We start from the raw sequence: 19,481 nt of genomic DNA, 5'->3' as shown, positions 1-19,481 counted from the left end.
ATGAAGCTTAGCTATACGACACTTGCTACACCGGGATACAGTTGCCGGCAATCCATTGAGGCGGCGAGAACCTATGGGTATCAAGGCATTGATCTGCGCTTGTCCAATCAGGGTGAGCTGACGGTCCGTTCCACGGATCAAGACATTCATTACATCAATCAGTTATTGAGCGAGCATGACATAGCAGCGAGCAGCCTGCTGTTGTATAACCCTGGTGTAGATCGCAGCGAGTTATCCTGGCGTGAGCTCGAGACTTATCTGCTGCGAGGGCTGGAGCTTGCTGATGCCATTCACGCACAGTCGGTGCGAATGTTCTGCAGTCTGCCCACGACTGTCGAGGCGAATTGGTACAGAGATCGTACTACGGAGCTGCTGCAACGCGTAGTAGATCAAGATAAGTCAGGCGTGGCCATCCATCTCCAGAACCATCGGAGTCATGCTACGGTTGCGAGACTCGTCAAGCTGCTAGAGATGACGAATCATCCTAGAATTGGCATGCTGCTGTCACCAGACCACTGTCTCCGCTTGGAAGAAGAGGTGTTCGACCAGCTGGACCAGCTCGAGCCTTACGTCAAGCAGCTGTATGTGGCGGATGTCATCGCATCCGGCGGGCAATTCCCCGATGTCCTTCCAGGGTATGGGGAAGTTCCCTATGAACGCATTCTGCAGCATTATGATCAAGCTCGCTTCGACGGCTGGGTCAGCTTCAAGTGGGAGAGAATGCACCATATTCATCTAGAGAGTCCGGAGGTCTCCTTACCGCACTTCATCTCTTATATGAACCGGGTGCAGCATGTCTAGCCGGTCAGCGGCGCGAAGTGCAGCGTTGCCCTGCTTCCTCATGATCCTTGTTGTATTGCTATGGTCATCTGCCGGGGTTGTTGGCAAGCATATTGGCACCAGTCTGCCTGCTCTCCAGGTGGCGGAGTGGCGGACGATCTTCGGAATCCAGTCGTTATTGCCATTCTTATGGCTGGAGAAGCGGCACGCCTCATCCTCTCCTGCGGGATGGGAGCTGCGAAGACTGCTGCCCCTCTGGATGGTTGGCCTTGCAGGCTATGGCCTCATGCAATGGCTGTTCTTCCTCTCCGCCCAGCGCACCTATGCCAGCCATCTCATTCTCATCATGGCGTTAACGCCCATCTGTACGAAGCTTCTGAGACGCCTATTGTTCCGTGAGGACATATCTGGAATGTTCTGGTCAGGAGCAGCAGTAGCGTTGGCTGGTTCTGCCCTCATCCTATGGCCGAGCAGCAGCGGGGATGCCTCTATCTGGGTCGGCGACCTGCTTGCATTAGGAGCGATGATCTCCTTCTCGTTATATACCGAGGGAATGGCTCACTATGCACGCGGCTATTCCTTGACGGCCGCGAATGTTCATGTGCTCACTGCCGGGTTGTTGTTCTTATATGTTGCAGGGGGGGTGAGCGGGGGCAGCGCATCTGCCAGCTTGTTCTCCTTGGAAGCCTGGACAATCATGCTGCCTTCCACCCACATTATCGGGTGGCTGGCCTTCCTCGGCATCGGATGTACAGCCTTCGCGTACTGGGGTTATGGCTGGGCCATTCGCCGTCTGTCTGCTTCGGTTGCCCTTCCATTCCTGTATTTGCAGCCGCTCTTCGGTGTGGCCTTATCGGCTGTATGGCTGGGTGAGGCGCTAACCTTGCGATTTGCCATGGGATCCGTCCTCATCCTGTTAGGTCTAAGAGTCAGTCAGCTGAGACCGACACGCAGGCAGCATTCACAGCTGCCGAGTCAACTGTAAGGGGACAAGCCAGGCTTGTCCCTTCCCGGCAACTATCTAATTATCGATCCGGCGTATCTCGGAACAGGGTCGCTACGAACTGGCTGAGACTCATGCCGGTTTTTTTTTTGAATATTTTGCCGAAGGCGTGAATGTCTGCATATCCGACCTCCTCAGCAATCTGACCGAAGGAATAGCCGGACTGCAAGGCCAGCTGCTTCGCCCTCTCGAGGCGTATCCAGACCAGATATTGGAGGGGTGACATGCCGAACAGCCGCTTGAATTGGGTGATTATGTAATTACGGCTCCAGCCGGTTAGCTGCTCCAGCTGCTGGTGACGGAAGCCTTCCTTCATATGCGCGTCAATATAATTGCGAACAAGAATAAGCTTAGCTGTCCCCGCCGCCTCCTTCGTCATCTCATCATCCCCCCGCTTCCGATCGGCAAGGGTAAGCAGAATGCCTAGCAGCAGGTGCTGGGCCATCTGTTGATGATACAGTCCCGGGTGGCGATAATGATGCACCAGCTCGGACAGCTTGTTCTCGAGAGGGTGATCGGAGAAGCTGCCCATTAGGTGAGGGGAGTTCGAACTGCTTCCTTCGAATCCAATGAAGTCGCGAACTGGGAATTCGGTCTCTCCGAAGTGGAAGACGACTGAGATACACACATAGGGCTTCCTCGGCAAGGTCTCTACACTATGCAGCTCGCCCGGACCATGGAAGATGAGATCCCCCCTCTTCGTCCCATAGGAGATTCCTTCAATCTGGTAGATGGCCTCTCCCTCCAGCACATATTGCAGCTGATATTGCTTAAGCACTCTTGACCGAATGGCCCATTGCTCGGGAGCATGGAACATATGAGCCAGTGTAATATAGGGCGGATAGAATATCTCTTGAAGCTCCTCCAGCGTCTCCGACGGAGCGAGCGTGTATAGCTGTCTGCTCATGAAGCTCCCTGCCTTCATCTTAATTAAGTATGGTCTTAGTATAACAGAAGGCCGGGAACACCTGAACAGAGTACAGGTAATCTATCATACGCTGTATTCGCATGGAATCTGTAATCAGGAATAATAGGATGAAGTGGTTAATCGTCAAGTTAAGTCATTGACTATTAGCCCCATACTCCAGGAGAGAGGAAGATCTATGCGATGAGCAACACCCAGCCTAATGGCAAAAAGCTTCGTGTAGCCCTAGTCGGGCTGCGCTTCGGAGGCGCATTCGCCCCCATCTATCATGCACATCCTGATGTGGAACATGTCGCGATCTGCGATACAGACGAGGAACTGCTGAATCAATACGGGGAGAAGTTCGGATTCGACGAACGGTTCCATACTCTTGATGACGTATTGCGTGCGGAGCATATTGATGCGGTGCATCTCATTACGCCAATCCCTAGACATGCGGAGCAGACCATCCGTGTATTGCAAGCAGGCAAGCACTGTGCATGCACCGTACCGATGGCTACAACCATTGAACAACTGAAGGCTATCGTCGCCGCTCAGAGGAGCAGCAACAAGAACTATATGATGATGGAGACAGCGGTCTACACCTATCAGTTCCTGCTGGCGCAGCAGATGCACGCCCAAGGCGAGTTCGGCCGCATTCAGTTCCTGCGCGGAGCCCATTATCAAGATATGGTCAATTGGCCGCCGTATTGGAAGGGACTTCCTCCGATGCACTATGCGACCCATGCCATCGCTCCCTTGCTAGCTATTGCAGGGACAAGAGCGACGAAGGTACATTGCCTCGGATCAGGTGTCATGGCAGATGAGCTCGTGCAGCAGTACGGCAATCCCTATCCGGTTGAGACCGCCATCTTCCAGCTCGAAGATGGACAGGTTAGCGCGGAAGTTACCCGGACGCTGTTCCAGACGGTCCGTCCATACATGGAGAGCTTCAATATCTATGGTGAGCAAGCAACGGTGGAATGGCATATGGAGGATGAAGCGCTAATGGTGTTCCGCAATAGAACTGCCAGCATGGGAGAGCGAGGAAGCAAGTCAGAGACAGAGAGGGTGAAGGCGCCTGCTCGGCCGGATCTGCTGCCGGATGAGCTCGCTTCGCATCTAACGGGCCAGATCGAACTCGATTCGAACAATCCGCATCAGTCCGTTCTCCAAGGCAATGGGCACCACGGCTCCCATCCGCATCTTGTTCATGAATTCGTCCGCAGTATTGTCGAGGAGCGCCAGCCATGGATTCATGCCGTTACCGCCGCTAACTGGACAGCTGCAGGCATATGCGCCCATGAATCAGCAATGAACGGCGGCAAGGAAGTCATCATTCCCAAGTTCGAATAGACATTATCCGTCGCCTCGCATCCGGTAGATGCTTCTCGTATAATCGGACGGGGCTTCTCCCATTACCTTTTTGAACACTCGGCTGAAGTAGAATGGGCTGGCATAGCCCATTGTATAACTAACTTCCGAGATGTTCATAGACGTGTTCTTGAGCAGCTCGGCCGCTTGATGAATTCGCAGCTGTTCATGATACCTGAAGATGCTTACGCCTAGCTTCTTCTTGAACAGTGTGCTCATATAGCGATAGTTCAGGTGCAGATTATCCCCCATATGCTCCGTACGAAGCTCTTCCTGACTATGCTCTTCCAAGTAGGCAATCATTCGCGACACCAACACATCCGACTTGCTCCTCGACTGATGCTCCTGTGACTGCCGATATAGATCCAGGAGCACCTCCATGGCGCCAAGGCTCATGTAGATATGACGGAATTCTTGAGAGGAGCTGTACAGCTCGTACAGTTCCCTGAGCTTGCGTATCATATATGAGCCATTCTTCACCTTCATTCGCTTGGGTAGAACGAGCTGATAGTCGTATTCCTTACGGGTGAACACCGTGTAGGTTGATTGAAGCTGTTGAAGCTGCGCACTGCCCCGATCCATGACAGGCACTTCTCTCTCCATGGCATCATAGAAGTGGAGCCATAGCGTGGAAGTGCCAGGCAGCGTGCCCTCTCCTCCGAAGTGAGGTACACCGCTCTTGAGCAAGAAGGCTTCCCCTTCCTGCAGCAGGTACTCTGTCCCGTCCTCAACCACTTGCATCTGACCTTCAATAACATAGATCAGCACATTGAACTCTGCCGTTCGGTTAGGGTGAATCCACCCCATATTCGTTAGAGTAGTCCCTACATCTCTGATGAGAGGCAGGCGGCTCGCATCCACTCGGACTTCATGCACCCGTACTCTCTCCTTGTCATCGTGTTAGTGGCAGCTCCTAGGATCCGCTTCGGGGTCCGGGTTCAGGTCTAGATCCAGATCCAAGTGCTGTTCCACTCCTTGCCCCTAATCATACACGATTGTGAAGGATAACGTGAAGAGAAGTCCGTGCGTATATGTCAGCCTCCTTGCCCCTTGACTATAACTTCAATGCTTCCTGGATTGCCTCATTCACACGCTGAACATCTGCGGATGGTAATGAAGTATCTTCAAGCTTCGCCTTGGACTTCAAGCGAAGGATGCGATACAGGCTCTCGTCGAGACGTTCCTCTGTAATCTCGTTGTTGTTCAGCGCCTCCTTAAGCGCTCGAAGCACTTCCAGCTGCTGTTCGTGCCCATGACCGATTAGAATGATGTCACTGCCTGCCCGAATGGAGCGGACAGCTGCCTCACCAATCTTGTAATGGTCGCTAATGCCGCCCATCGTCATATCATCCGTAATGATTACGCCCTTGAAGCCGAGCTTCTCTCTTAGAACGCCTGTCATGAGCTTAGAGGACATGGACGAAGGATATTGATGATCGATCTGACGGACGAGCAGATGTGCCACCATGACCACATCTGCTCCCCCATCGATCGCGGCCTTGAACGGCTTCCATTCGAAGCTCTCCAACTGTTCATAGCTCTTCCCTACGACTGGCAAGGCTAGATGGGAATCGACCGAAGTATCCCCATGTCCGGGAAAATGCTTCACCACAGGAATAACCTGCGCTGAGCTGAGACCCTTCACGGCAGACAGTCCCTGCTGCTTAACGACCGATGGAGTTGTGCCGAAGGCCCTGCTCCCAATGACCGGATTGTTCGGATTACTGTTGATATCCAGCACGGGCGCGAAGTCCATGTTGAATCCGATGGCCGACAGCTCCTTGCCTATCGCTTGGTAGATTCCGTACGTGTAGGAAGGGCGATTCACCCGTCCAATGTCTGAGGCCGGGGGAACCTTGGTGAACTCATCCGGCATTCGGTTCACGAGACCTCCCTCTTGATCGACGCTTAGCCAGAGAGGAATGGATGAGCTCTTATGATTAGCGGCCTTCAATTGATTGAGCAAGTTCACCATCTGCTGCGAGCTCTGCAGATTATTCTTGTACAGAATGAAGCCTCCCACATGTGACTTGCTCATCATGGCAGCGGTCTCTGAGTCCACCTCCGTGCCTTGGAACCCAACCAAGACCAGCTGTCCGAGCTTCTCCTCAATCGTCATTCCACGAATCTGATTCGTAATGTCTACATCCTGAGAATGCGCTGTTGATCGGGGCGGCACCGCCTCCGAAGGGGGATGAGGGGCTTCAGCAGCAGTCGGTTCAGGTGTCTCCTCAGCTGAATCTGCCCCTTCACTAGTGGGCTGCGGCTCCTCGGACGCTGATTCGCCCGCATTCGGCTCGGCTGGGAGCGATTCTCCAGACTTGTCAAGGCCGCATGCTGACAGAATGGCGCAGCATAAGGTGATGCACACTACGATGTATGCGTATCGTTGTAAGTTGCCGTTCATGCCAATAACCTTCCTCTCGTTGTCATCTCATTGGGTGCCTGGTTATGAAGCATCATAGTATCCACATTCATTAAGCATTCATTAAGCATCTGCGGCGATCTGCGGATCATATCGGCGTACAGGTAGTGCTTCTTCATGAACCTTAATGTAGGAAGAATGCCATAGAGCGAATATATAGATCGTCCATAGCTTGCGAGAGTAGTCCCCCTCACCTGCTCGGTGCAAGTGAAGCATCTCACGGGTCCGTTCCATGTCCAGCCACTCTTCCGCTCCGCTGCCTTCAATCTGCTCCAGCATCGCGTCTCCCATGCTCGTATGAATCCAGTCCCTGAGCGGAACAGGGAATCCCAGCTTCGGACGCTTCAGCACACTGTCAGGCACGATGCCTGCCATAGCTTCCCGAAGAACATGCTTCGTCGTGCCCCCCGCAATTCTGTGTGTATGCGGTATCCTCCTTGCAATATCGTATACCTTCTTATCCAGGAACGGTACGCGAAGCTCAAGGGAATGCGCCATGCTCATCTTATCCGATACGGTAAGAATGTCGCCAGGCAGCCACAGCTGCAGATCAACCATCTGCATGCGGCTTACCTCGTCCAAGTGAGCATTATTCGTATAGATCTCTCTCGTCAACACTGTTGAATCAAGCTCTGGGAGGCTCCCGTCCCCAGGATACAGCTTGATCAATTCCAGCTTATCCTGTTCATTGAAGATTCGAGCATTGCCAATGAATCGCTTCTGCAGAGGGGTAAGCCCCCTGAGCAGATAGTTCTTGCCGTAGAAGGAGCCTGGCAGATCAGCAATCATCTGATGCAGACGCGGCTTCCACCGCTCTGGGACCCACGACACGGGACGCAAGGATCCTGGTTCTCTGTAGATGCCGTATCCGCCGAACAGCTCGTCCGCTCCTTCACCAGACAGGACGACGGAGACATGCCGGCTCGCAAGCTCCGAGACCCGATACGTAGGGATAGCTGCAGGGTCAGCTACCGGCTCATCCATATGCCATACAGCCCTTCTTGTATCCTCGAGGAATTGCTCTGGTGTAATGACTTCTTCATAGTGATCCGTCCCCAGCTGAGCTGCTGTTGCGGCTGCGAATATCGTCTCATTGTTGTTCCCTTCGAAGCCAACGGAGAACGTCTTCAGCGGTTGTTCCTTAGCTAAGTATGCTGCGATAGAGGTTGAGTCGATACCACCGGACAAGAAGCTCCCTAGCGGAACATCACTTACCGTATGCTCTTGAACAGAGCGCTTCATAACGGACCTGAGCTCCTCAGCGAACGTCTCAATCGGCCGATTCTCCGGTTCGAATCGAGGCTCCCAGTATCGCTTGATCTCCATCTTCCCTCCTTCATTAATCCGCAGCAGATGACCGGGTTCAAGCTTCTTGATTCCTTCGAACATCGTCTCAGCATGAGGAACATACTGGAACGTGAGATAGTGTGACAGAGAGCTGGCATTCACGATAGGCAGGATGTCACCGCACGCCAGTATACTCTTAATCTCGGAAGCGAAGACGAACTGATCCTTATCCTTATAATAATAGAACGGCTTAATGCCGAAGTGATCTCTTGCCGCGAACAGCCTTCTCTTGCTTCGATCCCAGACAGCGAAGGAGAACATGCCTTGCATGTAATCAAGACAGCTCTCCCCGTACTCTTCATAGAGATGCAGAATAACCTCAGAGTCCGTCTGAGACTTGAACCGATGTCCGACACTCTCCAGCTGTCCTCTAAGTTCCTTGTAGTTATAGATCTCCCCGTTGAAAACAAGCCACATAGACTCGTCCTCATTCGTCATCGGCTGATTGCCGGACGTGTGCAGATCAAGAATGGATAATCGGGCAAAGCCGAGCCCGATCCGATCTAATACTTCAATGCCCGTCTGATCAGGGCCTCTATGCTTCATCTCTGCAACCATACGCTCGATCTGTGATCGGCTTGGTCTGGTTCGCTCATTCCATGCTACAATTCCTGCTATTCCGCACATTATACCTAATCCTCTCTCGACACGTTATTCCGCCAGCCATATCTGCGGAACTAGTATCTACAAGCAACTATAACGCTGCTATGTTTCCATCACATACAAGGATGTATCGGGTTTATACCTACAATGTAACCATGTTGTAAACCTTCTAGTCCTCATTGAATTCAATAGCAACATAAATAAGGCCACGTCATGCAACGTGGCCTCTACTTGCTTTTAAGCTAGGAGATTGCTAAAAGTAACTTATTGTCTTGCTCACTGTTTCCCCATGCTGGTCCACATATGAGCATACCCGTATCATCCCACAGATTACCGCATAGCTGATAGGCATCATCGGCTCGATATTGATTTGGTGTGCGGAAAAAAAGGAAAAATCTTGATAGCATTTGCAGCAAGCTTAGACTGCTGTTGTTGAATATTTGGTCCCAACAAAGCAAGTTACAATTGATTCGCTGATTGTGAAAGGTTGAAATTCGTATCTACTTCTGCTGGCTTGCTCGACACATATGTAAGTGCTGTATACTTTACCTTTATCTCAGCCCTCGTGGCCTAATCGCTCGATCACTTCCTTCATCACATGATCAATATGGGCTTCCATGAATTGTGCCGCCGCATCGGGATTGCGGGTGGCGATGGCCCCGAGAATATGCTCGCGGTCGAATTGTGACTGCTTGACGACCTTGTCACTCTTATTCGCCAAGGAGCGTACAATTTTAATCTGCGAGCCCATCGATGCCAGCATCTGATAGAGCACCTGATTGCCAGCGTATAGAGCCAGCTTCTCATGAAATTGAGCATCATAGCTTGCAAAATCAGCCATGTTCTTCGCTTCCTGCGCCTCAGCAGTTAATCGCACTAAGGCTGAGATTTCTTCGGCTTCCGCCTCGGTCATACGAAGCACAGCGGATCGGACCGCCATGACTTCCAGATTTTTACGAACCTCGTACAGATCCTTAATATCCTTGGCCGAGAATTGCTTAACGAAGTTCCCGCGATACGGAATCTCATTCACAATGCCCTCTTGAGCCAGACGATTAAGCGCCTCTCGCAGCGGTGTGCGACTGACGCCCAGACTCTCCGATATCTCCTTCTCATCCAGCTGCTTGCCTGGCTCCAGCTGTCCGCTAATAATCGCTTCGAGCAAGTAATTGTATACCTCCTGCCGCATCGGCAGCTTACCAAGCTTACTTGATAACATACGACACTCTCTCCGTTCTGTATGATCACTTAACGCGATCCATGATCTTCTGATTATAGCAAAATCATGTCGAGATCGGTACCGTCTTGCCTTCGGACAATAGCGCAGCCTCGTACAGCTTCGTAATCTCCAAGGCAAATTCAAGAGAGCCTAGCTCGGGCTGACGTCCTTCGAGCACACAATCACAGAAGTACTTCATCTCACCATACATGCCTTGGGTGAACTCCGCCTTATTCTCGAGTGTAGCTAGGCAGTTCTGCGGCTCCCATACAACCGCGCCGGTATCGGTACCCGCAGGAACATAGTTGTGCGTGCGGCTATATACGTGCGGGATACCACGCTGGAGCTTGACTCGCAGTGAATTCTCAATCTCTAGATGCCAGCTCCCACCGAAAAATTGGTAGGATTCAATAGGCTGCGGACCGGAAGCTAGATGGAAATTCCCAACAGCTCCGCTAGCAAAATCCAACATGATCGCACCTGTGCCTCTAGCGTTGGTGCGTGCTGTCAAGGCTTCCACCTTGCCGCCAACCGCCATCATAAGCGAGAGCGGGTGCGAGGCGTTCCCCAGCCAATTGGTTGGCTTAAAGTTAGTCAGAATATCGCCGCGCTCCGGAGGAAGCGACATCGGATATACGGCTAGAATCGAATGCAGATCTCCATATTGCTCCGAATTCACAAGCTCGATCGCTTTCTCGGTTGAAGGCATGAAGGCCTTCTTATAGCCGACAACGGCTACTTTCCCGCGCCGCGCCTCAATCATCGCTTCCACTTCTTGCACGCGAGTAGCCACCGGCTTCTCCATCCACACATGCAGCCCCGCTTCGAACGCTTCCAGCGTTAACTTAGGGTATGCCTGAGGGGATACACACAGAAAAACAGCATCAAGTGCTTCCTTCTCGTACATCTCAGCGGTGCTCGTATAAGCTTTGCAGCCGAATTGGGCAGCCGTCGCATTTGCCAATTCCTCGTTCACATCACAGATTGCAATTAACCGAATAGGCAAATAATGCATCACCGGCAATATATTCCGATAGCTATGACTGCCGACACCGACAAGTGCTACATTTAAGTACTGGGTAAATTCCCGCTGATAAGTCATTTGGTTACCTCCACTTGAGCGATTAGGCTGCGCACATACGTATAATCCTGCTTCGTGACGCTAAGGAAATCATAGTCCGGCTTCGCCTTGCCATGCGATGGATTGATACAAATGGCCGGACTACGACCTTCCTTAACTACCCTCGTTGTCATGGCAGCAACAGGCCAGGAAGACTCCTCCAGACTGGATTTCCAGACGAGCGCTAAGTCATCGCCTTCACTCTGCCCGCCCTTCACATGGTAGAAACCGATGTAGGGTGCAAGCTGCTCATAGACATGAATCGTTGGAAACGTCCCCATCTGCCACAGGTTCTGCACATCATAGGTGAAATAAACGCGATCCTTCCGCGCCAACGCTTCGAAAAATGCAGTAACCTCAGAAGGTGTGGAAAACATATTATCAGCAGCTTCGTTCTCGACTGTCGCTTCAAAGCCCGCTGCATGAATGCGGTCGATTGCCTCGCCATACATCGGAATTAGCCACGGATGCTGTGCCCTCAGGTACGATATACTGTCAGCAACCTCGCTTCGCCCTTCTATCTTGGCTGAGAGCAGGCGAATTACCTTCGGCTTCATAATGGCCGCCAGCTTCAGCAAGTGATCTAACCGGTTCAGATACTGTTCCCGAAAGTAAGCTTCGCCCTTCTCGACCATATCGTGAAACAGCTCCGAGGAGAAGCAGTAAACCGACAATCCTCTCGCTGCAATCTCGTTGGCCGCTTGCTCTGCTTCAGCAATGGACAGGTCAATCAGATTTTTGCCATAAATCCCGTTCTTCAGATCCAGAACCTTGACGCCCCAGCTCCTCTGCGTATCGAGTGATTGTATGAAATCTCCGCCGGCCATCACATTAAGCATCGTCACTTCTACCATTGTGATCTTCCTCTCTGTAACGCCTAGTTTACATGGATTTGCTTGAAGCTTCTCACTTGATTCGCGATGGCAACCTCAGTCGGCAGACGCTCCACACTCGACGCTCCGAAAAATCCGACTACACCATTGGTATTCTCCAAGACATACGCAGCATCCTCCGGCTCAGAGATCGGACCTCCATGACAAATGACAATAATATCAGGATTTATAGATTTGCCTGCATCGTGAATGCGCTGCACGAGATCTACGGATTCCTCCAACGTCATCGCAGTTTGGGCACCGATCATTCCTTTCGTTGTCAGCCCCACATGGGCAACCAGCATATCTGCGCCAGCCTTCGCCATTGCAATGGCATCTTCCTCATTAAACACATAAGGCGACGTAAACAAGTCCAGCGCATGCGCCTTGCGAATCATCTCTACCTCTAAGCCATAGCCCATGCCGGTCTCTTCGAGATTCTGACGGAATACGCCATCACATAAGCCCACAGTCGGGAAGTTCTGCACGCCCGAGAAGCCTTGCCGCTTCAGATCCTCTAGGAAGATCTCCATATCGCGGAAAGGATCGGTACCGCAAACACCAGCTAGCACGGGGGTGTCGTCTACAATGGTAAGCACCTCGCGCCCCATCTCCTGTACGATCTGATTGGCATCGCCATAAGGCATAAGGCCTGCGAGAGAGCCGCGTCCAGCCATCCGATATCGGCCCGAGTTATAAATAATAAGAAGATCGACACCGCCATCCTCTGCACTTTTTGCTGAAATTCCTGTCCCGGCACCCGCGCCGATAATGGCCCTCTGCTCATTCATTTGGGCTTTTAATCTGCGAATAACTTCCTGTCTGCTCAGTCTCATGATTCATCCTCTTTTCTTTTGACCCTTTTTTATTTCAGTAAGCTATTCAGTCGTTCTGCAATTAATAAGGCGACCGAAGGGTCGTTAATGTCCGTATCCACTTCCAACAGAGGAATTTCTGGCTTCAACCGGCTTTTGATGCCTGCAAGAAGTGCCTGCCTCTGCTCAGGTCCGTCGAACGCCTGCGCAGCTCGGTCCAGCAGGGATACTCCACCAAGCGGAAATACTAGAACCGCAGGTCCGGTGCACTTATTTAATTTCTCTGCCAACATAACGCCAAGCTGCTCATTCTCCTCCACGGTCGTCCGCATAAGTGTCGTGGTCGGATTGTGCTGATAGAAGTGTCTGTTGCTCCACTGCGGAGGAACCGTCTCCCGTGGGCCAAAATTAACCATGTCGAGAGCGCCTACCGAGACAACTTGAGGAATGCCCGCTTGTGCAGCCGCTTCCAAACGATGTGGACCCGCGCTAAAAATACCGCCGACAAGCTCATCCGCCAGCTCCGTCGTTGTCACATCCGCCACCCCTTGGATGAAGCCGGCATCAATCAGCTCCTCCATCGCAAGTCCACCTGATCCTGTGGCATGGAACACGAGAATGTCGTAGCCCTTGGACTCTAGAATCTCCCTAACCTTCGTTACACAGGGTGTTGTCACACCAAACATCGTCATGCCAAGGGTAATCTTGTTGTCCGAGGTGTCCGCCGCTTCTGCTTCCCGTTCCTTCACCATGCCAGACAACGCATAGGCAGCGTTACTAAGTATTGTGCGAGAGAGCTTGTTCAGTCCTGCGATGTCGACAACGGAGTACATCATCGTGACATCCTTCACACCTACATAAGGACGTGTGTTCCCCGAGGCAACTGTCGATACCAGCAGCTTCGGCACACCAATTGGAACCGCCTTCATGGCAGTGGCCCCTACGGTTGTACCTGCTGTTCCGCCCATGCCGAAGATGCCTGCCACGCGGCCCTCCTGTACCAGACGCTGCACGATGACCTGCGCACCTTCAGCCATCACGGCTACGGCTTGACCTCGGTCGTTATCCGCGCGCAGCTGCGCAAGCGTTGTGCCTGCGGCCTCAGCTACCTCGCTGCTGGATACCTCCGGCTTGAACAATGGCTCATCTAATACACCAACATCTATGACAAGAGGTTGAAGCCCCTTATTTTCGATGATGCTTTTGACATATTGGAATTCTTGTCCTTTGGTATCCAGTGCACCAATGAGCACGACAGCTGTTCTCATACGCAGGATCACACCTTCCAATGGTTATCGTTCAGTCTTATTCGCCAATGGTCTGACGATCCGGTGCAGAGTACATAATCATCATGCGGCAAGGCTCCCAGCCCGTAACTACAGCATGATGCGGCACGCCTCTTGGAATGCGCAGCATCATGCCCGGCTCCAGATGATAGGATTCATCCCCCAGCGAATGATCGCATTCCCCGGACAGCACGAAGATGTACTCCTCGCAATTCGGGTGATAATGACGAGGATTCGAGGCGCCAGCGTTTATGAACACCATGCCGAACGTCATCTCACACTCCGGATCAATCTCCTGTCCGCATAGCCATTGAATCTTACCCCAATCCAGAGATATCACATGCTTCTCTTCTCTCAAGTCGCTGATTGTAGCCATATCTAGGCCTCCTTAGTAATGAACTCAGTAAGATTGTATATTGTATAATGTATAAAAACAAGATATATTTACACTTAACAAAAGGATTGCAACTGCTCATGCAGCCGCAATCCTATCCCTTAGATATAAATTCTTGGGTTCAATTGACTAGCTACTATGTCCCCCGCCTTCAGCCCTGGCATCCAGCGCTGCAGGTCGAGCTTACGCGCGTTCGTATCAGGCTCTATTACCTTAGCCCCATCTGCTACATATATGATTGTCATCACCTCACGCATGTGTTCAGTGGGATTCCCCGGAGCACTGTGTAATGTCCAACCATAATGGAAGGTTGCATCGCCCGCAGCCATTGCACCGTAATTGACAACCTCCAACCCTCTGCCTTCAATATATTGTCCCAAGGTGTGATGAGACTCATCTGAGATCACAAGCTTGCTTACATAGCCAAGCTTATGAGACCCGGAGGCGAAGCTCATGGATCCAACGTCTGCTGGAATGGGAACCAACGGCATCCACATCGTAATCGTATGATCCGTATCCACCGGCCAGTAGATCTGATCCTGATGCCATGGAGTGTGTCCGCCTCCCGGTTCCTTATACAAGGCTTGATCGTGATAGATGCGGACCCCATCTACGCCCATGAGCTCAGCGGCAAGCTTAGCGAACCGTCTCGCCATCGTGAATCGCCTTACTTGCTCACAATGCTCCCATATATTAGAGATCTGAATAAACGCCTTGCCATACGTATCTCGTTCCTCCATTGGCTTGCTTTGTCGGTTAAGCTCGCGGACTTTCGCACGAATCGCCTCTCTATAAGGTATCAGTTCCTCTTCTGAAGCTGCGCCCCTTAAGATCTGATGTCCCTTATCCTGGAAGCTGCGAATCTGATCCTCATTCAGCTTGTATGCTGATGTCAAGTCCGGCAGTACTTGATGGTCCTTATTCATTGCACATTACCGTCCCCTCAATTTTATTTCATGATAGGCTTATAAGGGCTATGTTATCATGAACATATAGGGTCGTATTTAGAATATACCGATCACCATTTGTACATATCCGACTTATCATTCTATTGTAGAAGGAGCTCACTCGTATGAGCCTATCCTCCCGCCCCCTCTCGCCGAGCATGCACTGGGGACAGCTCCATAAACAAGATACCTCCAGACGCATTTCGCGTCGTATTTATGACTTCGAATGGCTGCTGCTGCTTGAAGGCGAAGCTGAGGTGCGCATTGGAGACAGTGAAGCTTTCCGTGTAAGGCCGGGCCAATTATTCCTTCTTCCTGCACGCATACATCATGAAGTATCCATTCTTGGTCAGCAAACTGCCGCGTTCCTAGGCATCCATTTTGACTTCTATAATGAACTTTATGTGGCAAGAGATGAAGACATCATCGTTCATGAGCTTGGTGTAAGGGAACAAGATTTTTGTGTATTTCCCGAAGATGCCGCATTTGAGAAGCTCCTGGTTCCGGCAAGTATACCAAGCAGCCCTGAGATCGAACAACTGATGCGAGATACGATTGAGCTTTTCACTCACCAAGAGCCCTTGCATCATTATCTATGTCAAGGCAGCCTATTGCGACTTCTGGTATGTATCATTCAACAGCATCGGCAGGACAGAGCGCCTTCTCACTCCCCGCATGAGGCTGCTATACGCCGAGCAGCTCTGCAGATTGAAGAGAATCTGAGTGAGGATTGGTGCAATTCTAGGCTCGCCCAACTACTGCATCTAAGTGAGGATTACATGATCCGTCTATTTAATCAAGTACTGGGTCATAGTCCCAGCAGCTTTGTTCAGCGAGCTAGACACAGAGAAGCAAGGCGCTTGCTGCGCGATACAGATGCTGCAATCGAAGTCATTGGCACAGCTGTAGGCTATCATAGCCTACACTATTTCTCTCGAGCGTTCGCTCGGCTTGAAGGCATTCCAGCAAGTGAATACCGCAAGCTATCACGGATGCTCTAAGCTCTGTATAATTGATCCAGGAACAATTGCTTCTATTAATTATTCTATCTGAAGGAGGTATCCCTCCATGACCAAGCTGCCTGCCTTCCCTGCTCCCCCCACCACTGCCAGAAGCACGGACCTGACTCTCCTCTACTGGGGGAAGGAAGCGTGCGAACCCGGACAATCTTTTGGCCCTGGCGTTAGGGAGAGGTACAAAATTCATTTTATCCATCAGGGCAAAGGAATCGTAAGAACGGCTAACCATACCTATACCCCGACTGCCGGACAAGCGTTTCTTATCTATCCTCATACGTTGACCTTCTATCAGGCGGATCTATTAGAGCCATGGACTTATTCCTGGATCGCATTCGACGGCGCCAAGGTTCCTGAGATTCTCGGCCGAACCGCATTATCTCCCGATTATCCAATCTTCCCTATGGATCTGGAGCTGATGCCCACACTATACGAACGGCTCTCTCATACGAAGCGCTACGATGCAACCGGGGATTTGCAGCAGATGGCACTTCTCTACGATCTGCTCAGCCACCTCGTTCAGATGGTTCCCTCCCATCCCCTGGAGTCTTCGTCCTTCAACAAGATTGACCAGTATATTCGTCAAGCTAAGGAGCATATCGCAACCCATTACGCCGAGCACTTGACGGTGCAGCAGCTCGCATCCATCATTGGATTGGACCGCAAGTATTTCTCTGCTCTGTTCAAGCAATCGACAGGAATGCCTCCACAAGCCTATCTCATCCAATATCGGATGAGGACGGCATGTGACTTGCTGGCAACCGGACAATATTCCATAGAGGAGGTAGCGAGGTCTGTAGGGTACTCCAACGGGCTGCTATTCTCCAAGATGTTCAAACGAACGACTGGTCTATCGCCCTCTCAATATCGCTCCGGGAAGTCCAGAACAGACATTATGCCATAAATATCATCCATTAGGTCATAGCTAATCTTGCTCTATGCCTGTACACTCTCCTTATCACATCTACTAGGAGGAATCAGAATGCAGCATACAGCAGATCCCAACCGATACGACACGATGGCATATCGCCGATGCGGAAGAAGCGGCTTAAGGCTTCCTGCCATCTCGTTAGGGCTCTGGCACAACTTCGGGGGCAAGGATGCCTTCGAGAATGGCAGACAGATGGTCCGCAGAGCATTTGACTTAGGGGTCACTCACTTCGACCTGGCGAACAATTACGGACCACCTCCGGGCTCAGCAGAGGATACCTTCGGGAGCATACTCAAGAAGGATCTTGCCGGATACCGGGACGAGCTAATCATCTCCACGAAGGCAGGCTACTACATGTGGCCCGGTCCATATGGAGATTGGGGCTCAAGGAAATACCTGATCTCCAGCCTGGACCAAAGTCTTAAGCGGCTGCAGCTGGACTACGTCGATATTTACTACCATCACCGTCCCGATCCGATTACACCTCTTGAGGAGACGATGGGTGCTCTGGACCAGATCGTTCGCCAAGGTAAGGCGCTCTACGTAGGGCTGTCCAGTTATAACCCTGAGGCAACGCGCGAGGCTTCGCACATTCTGAAGGCGCTCGGCACCCCCTGCCTGATTCACCAGCCCAAATACTCGATGATGGCCCGCGGAATTGAGGATGGTCTGCTCGATGTGCTTGAGGATGAAGGAATCGGCTCCATCGCCTTCTCCCCGCTGGACAAGGGCATCCTGACCGACCGATATCTGAGCGGCATAGCAGCGGACTCCCGCGCAGCAGGTCCAAGCGTTTTCCTGAAGCCGGAGGATCTGAATGAACTTAGGATGAACAAGGTCAGACGGTTGAATGAAGTGGCTGCCAGCCGGGGACAGAAGCTGTCGCAGATGGCACTGGCTTGGGTGCTGAGAGGCGGACGGGTGACCTCAGCATTAATCGGCGCCAGTAAGGTCAGTCAGATTGAGGACGCCGCAGGGGCACTGCATGCAGGCGACTTCACGGCAGAAGAGCTTACCTTAATCGATTCCATTCTTGAGTGAGGAGTGCTGCGGTATGCGAGTCATTCAGATTGGCGCAGGACAATTCGGCCGAAGCTGGTTAACAAGAATTGTGCCAAGTTGTCAGGAACTGGAGCTGGTTGGCGTGGTTGATGGGAATCCTCTCGCCTTGGAAGCCGTGAAGCTGCAGGCGGGGCTTCCGGAGGACATCTTGTTCACCTCCCTGGAAGAAGCTCTGCATCGAGTGTCACCGGAGGCTGCCATTAATGTGACACCACCTTCGGTACATAGAGAAGTATCCATGCAATGTATGGCAGCCGGAGTCCCTGTCCTATGCGAGAAGCCGATTGCACTGAACGCTGAGGATGCGGAGGAGCTTCATCGGCAGTCTCTTGCTTCTGTGATCCCGGTCATGATCGCTGAGAATTATCGATATGCACCGATTGTCCGTAAGCTGCGCGGCTTGATTAAGGAAGGAGCTATTGGAGACATACACACCGTGCATGTCCAATTTTTCAAGCATCATCCGGTATTTACCAATTATCATAAGGATCTTCCGTTCCCCCTGCTGACGGATGTGGCCATCCACCATCTGGATATGCTTCGGTATCTCACCGGGCTGGAGGCCGTTAGCGTATATGCGAGAGCCTCTACCCCTCCGGGCAGCTGGTACGGTACACGATACTCCGATACGGAGCTGTTGTTAGAGCTGGAGAACCAGGTGAAGGCCAGCTATGTCGGCAGTCTTGCTTCCTTCGAGAATACGGGCTCATGGCTTGGAGATTGGCGGATCGAGGGGGAGCGTGGCCTGCTGTTATTCGATGGGCAGCAGATTACTCTAAGTCAGAAGAGCGGCAAGACCATCTATACCCTGGAAGACAGGATAGACAACAGAGTGTATGTTGTACAAGAATTCCTGAACGCTCTGCGCTCAGGCCGCCCCGGCGAGACGGATATCTCCGACAACATTCGCACCTATCGAATAGTGGAAGCCGCTATGGAATCCATCCGAATGCACTGCGCTGTTCATATTCGTCAATAGAGGAGGCTTCAACTTGATTATAAGAAACTTTCTGTCTGCGGAATTAGTCCAGGTCAGTGGCATTCATGATGGTGTAGGAACTGCGCTGCACAAGACTCTATATGGCCCGAAGGACTTTACGACGAATCTGCGCTTCATTAATTATACGATTCTGCCTGCAGGCGCCACGATCGGTCTTCACACGCACGGTGACGATGAGGAGATCTATATCGTCCTTGAAGGCAGCGGGGAGATGACAGCTAATGGAGAGGTGCGGCAGGTCAAGACAGGCGATCTGATTGTGAACCCTCCGTTCGGCACGCACGGGTTAGTGAATAACACCAAGGAAGAGATTAGACTTATGGTCATCGGAATTGGCAAATAAAATCAAAGACCATGCCCCTTCATAAAGTGAAGTAGACATG

The 19,481-nt window shown here is 51.8% G+C and carries 19 protein-coding genes; 8 read left to right on the top strand and 11 right to left on the bottom strand.

Annotation, left to right across the window (positions count from 1 at the left end; all coding sequences use genetic code 11):
* Window positions 1-801, top strand: a complete 801-nt coding sequence (locus ACFO9Q_RS07900) for a sugar phosphate isomerase/epimerase family protein (protein WP_379180471.1) — start codon at window positions 1-3, stop codon at window positions 799-801.
* Window positions 794-1,765: a DMT family transporter gene (locus ACFO9Q_RS07895; RefSeq protein WP_379180469.1), complete on the top strand. Its 972-nt coding sequence runs from the start codon at window positions 794-796 to the stop codon at window positions 1,763-1,765. Before ACFO9Q_RS07900 ends, ACFO9Q_RS07895 begins: the two co-directional genes overlap by 8 nt.
* 40 nt (window positions 1,766-1,805) lie before the next feature.
* On the opposite strand, the gene ACFO9Q_RS07890 is transcribed toward ACFO9Q_RS07895, so the two are convergent.
* Complete coding sequence (locus ACFO9Q_RS07890) at window positions 1,806-2,690, bottom strand: helix-turn-helix transcriptional regulator (RefSeq protein ID WP_379180467.1); 885 nt, start codon at window positions 2,688-2,690, stop codon at window positions 1,806-1,808.
* Between the two features lie 201 nt (window positions 2,691-2,891).
* Between ACFO9Q_RS07890 and ACFO9Q_RS07885 the strand changes: the two genes are divergently transcribed.
* Window positions 2,892-4,043 (top strand): Gfo/Idh/MocA family protein, encoded by a 1,152-nt coding sequence (locus tag ACFO9Q_RS07885; RefSeq protein WP_379180465.1) that lies wholly within the window; start codon window positions 2,892-2,894, stop codon window positions 4,041-4,043.
* Between the two features lie 3 nt (window positions 4,044-4,046).
* Here ACFO9Q_RS07885 and ACFO9Q_RS07880 read toward each other — a convergent pair whose 3' ends face one another.
* The 10 genes from ACFO9Q_RS07880 to ACFO9Q_RS07835 form a co-directional block, all read right to left on the bottom strand.
* Window positions 4,047-4,937 carry an AraC family transcriptional regulator gene (locus ACFO9Q_RS07880; RefSeq protein WP_379180463.1) on the bottom strand — a complete coding sequence of 297 codons (891 nt, stop codon included), beginning with the start codon at window positions 4,935-4,937 and terminating at the stop codon, window positions 4,047-4,049.
* Window positions 4,938-5,115: 178 nt separating this feature from the next.
* Complete coding sequence (gene nagZ / locus ACFO9Q_RS07875) at window positions 5,116-6,468, bottom strand: beta-N-acetylhexosaminidase (RefSeq protein WP_379180461.1); 1,353 nt, start codon at window positions 6,466-6,468, stop codon at window positions 5,116-5,118.
* Between the two features lie 81 nt (window positions 6,469-6,549).
* The gene (asnB, locus tag ACFO9Q_RS07870) at window positions 6,550-8,460 is read right to left on the bottom strand and encodes an asparagine synthase (glutamine-hydrolyzing) (protein ID WP_379180459.1); all 1,911 of its coding nucleotides are present in this window, start codon (window positions 8,458-8,460) and stop codon (window positions 6,550-6,552) included.
* A 532-nt stretch (window positions 8,461-8,992) separates the two neighbouring features.
* Entirely contained in the window at window positions 8,993-9,655 is a 663-nt protein-coding gene (locus ACFO9Q_RS07865; RefSeq protein ID WP_379180457.1) for a GntR family transcriptional regulator, read from the bottom strand.
* A gap of 64 nt (window positions 9,656-9,719) precedes the next feature.
* On the bottom strand, window positions 9,720-10,757 hold the full coding sequence (locus ACFO9Q_RS07860) for a Gfo/Idh/MocA family protein (RefSeq protein WP_379180455.1): 1,038 nt from the start codon (window positions 10,755-10,757) through the stop codon (window positions 9,720-9,722).
* Window positions 10,754-11,629, bottom strand: a complete 876-nt coding sequence (locus tag ACFO9Q_RS07855; protein ID WP_379180452.1) for a sugar phosphate isomerase/epimerase family protein — start codon at window positions 11,627-11,629, stop codon at window positions 10,754-10,756. The genes ACFO9Q_RS07860 and ACFO9Q_RS07855 overlap by 4 nt, the downstream gene beginning before the upstream one ends.
* Window positions 11,630-11,652: 23 nt before the next feature.
* A complete protein-coding gene (locus tag ACFO9Q_RS07850; protein WP_379180450.1) occupies window positions 11,653-12,483 on the bottom strand; it encodes a phosphoenolpyruvate hydrolase family protein in 831 nt (276 codons plus the stop codon).
* A 29-nt stretch (window positions 12,484-12,512) separates the two neighbouring features.
* Window positions 12,513-13,730, bottom strand: coding sequence for a Tm-1-like ATP-binding domain-containing protein (locus ACFO9Q_RS07845; protein WP_379180448.1), 1,218 nt, complete (start codon window positions 13,728-13,730; stop codon window positions 12,513-12,515).
* 37 nt (window positions 13,731-13,767) lie between these two features.
* The gene (locus ACFO9Q_RS07840; RefSeq protein WP_379180446.1) at window positions 13,768-14,124 is read right to left on the bottom strand and encodes a cupin domain-containing protein; all 357 of its coding nucleotides are present in this window, start codon (window positions 14,122-14,124) and stop codon (window positions 13,768-13,770) included.
* Window positions 14,125-14,243: 119 nt separating this feature from the next.
* Entirely contained in the window at window positions 14,244-15,068 is an 825-nt protein-coding gene (locus ACFO9Q_RS07835) for a phytanoyl-CoA dioxygenase family protein (protein WP_379180444.1), read from the bottom strand.
* Window positions 15,069-15,214: 146 nt separating this feature from the next.
* On the opposite strand from ACFO9Q_RS07835, the gene ACFO9Q_RS07830 reads away from it, so the two are divergent.
* From ACFO9Q_RS07830 to ACFO9Q_RS07810, 5 genes are all read left to right on the top strand, one after another.
* Window positions 15,215-16,090, top strand: coding sequence for an AraC family transcriptional regulator (locus ACFO9Q_RS07830; protein WP_379180442.1), 876 nt, complete (start codon window positions 15,215-15,217; stop codon window positions 16,088-16,090).
* Between the two features lie 67 nt (window positions 16,091-16,157).
* The gene (locus ACFO9Q_RS07825; protein ID WP_379180440.1) at window positions 16,158-17,009 is read left to right on the top strand and encodes an AraC family transcriptional regulator; all 852 of its coding nucleotides are present in this window, start codon (window positions 16,158-16,160) and stop codon (window positions 17,007-17,009) included.
* Window positions 17,010-17,087: 78 nt separating this feature from the next.
* Window positions 17,088-18,077 (top strand): aldo/keto reductase, encoded by a 990-nt coding sequence (locus ACFO9Q_RS07820; RefSeq protein WP_379180438.1) that lies wholly within the window; start codon window positions 17,088-17,090, stop codon window positions 18,075-18,077.
* Between the two features lie 13 nt (window positions 18,078-18,090).
* Window positions 18,091-19,077 carry a Gfo/Idh/MocA family protein gene (locus tag ACFO9Q_RS07815; protein WP_379180436.1) on the top strand — a complete coding sequence of 329 codons (987 nt, stop codon included), beginning with the start codon at window positions 18,091-18,093 and terminating at the stop codon, window positions 19,075-19,077.
* Between the two features lie 13 nt (window positions 19,078-19,090).
* Window positions 19,091-19,441 carry a cupin domain-containing protein gene (locus ACFO9Q_RS07810; RefSeq protein WP_379180434.1) on the top strand — a complete coding sequence of 117 codons (351 nt, stop codon included), beginning with the start codon at window positions 19,091-19,093 and terminating at the stop codon, window positions 19,439-19,441.
* Window positions 19,442-19,481: the final 40 nt, after the last annotated feature.

The organism is Paenibacillus sp. GCM10023252 (genome assembly GCF_042653305.1).
GTDB lineage: Bacteria > Bacillota > Bacilli > Paenibacillales > Paenibacillaceae > Pristimantibacillus.
This window is presented reverse-complemented; position numbering and strand designations above follow the sequence as displayed.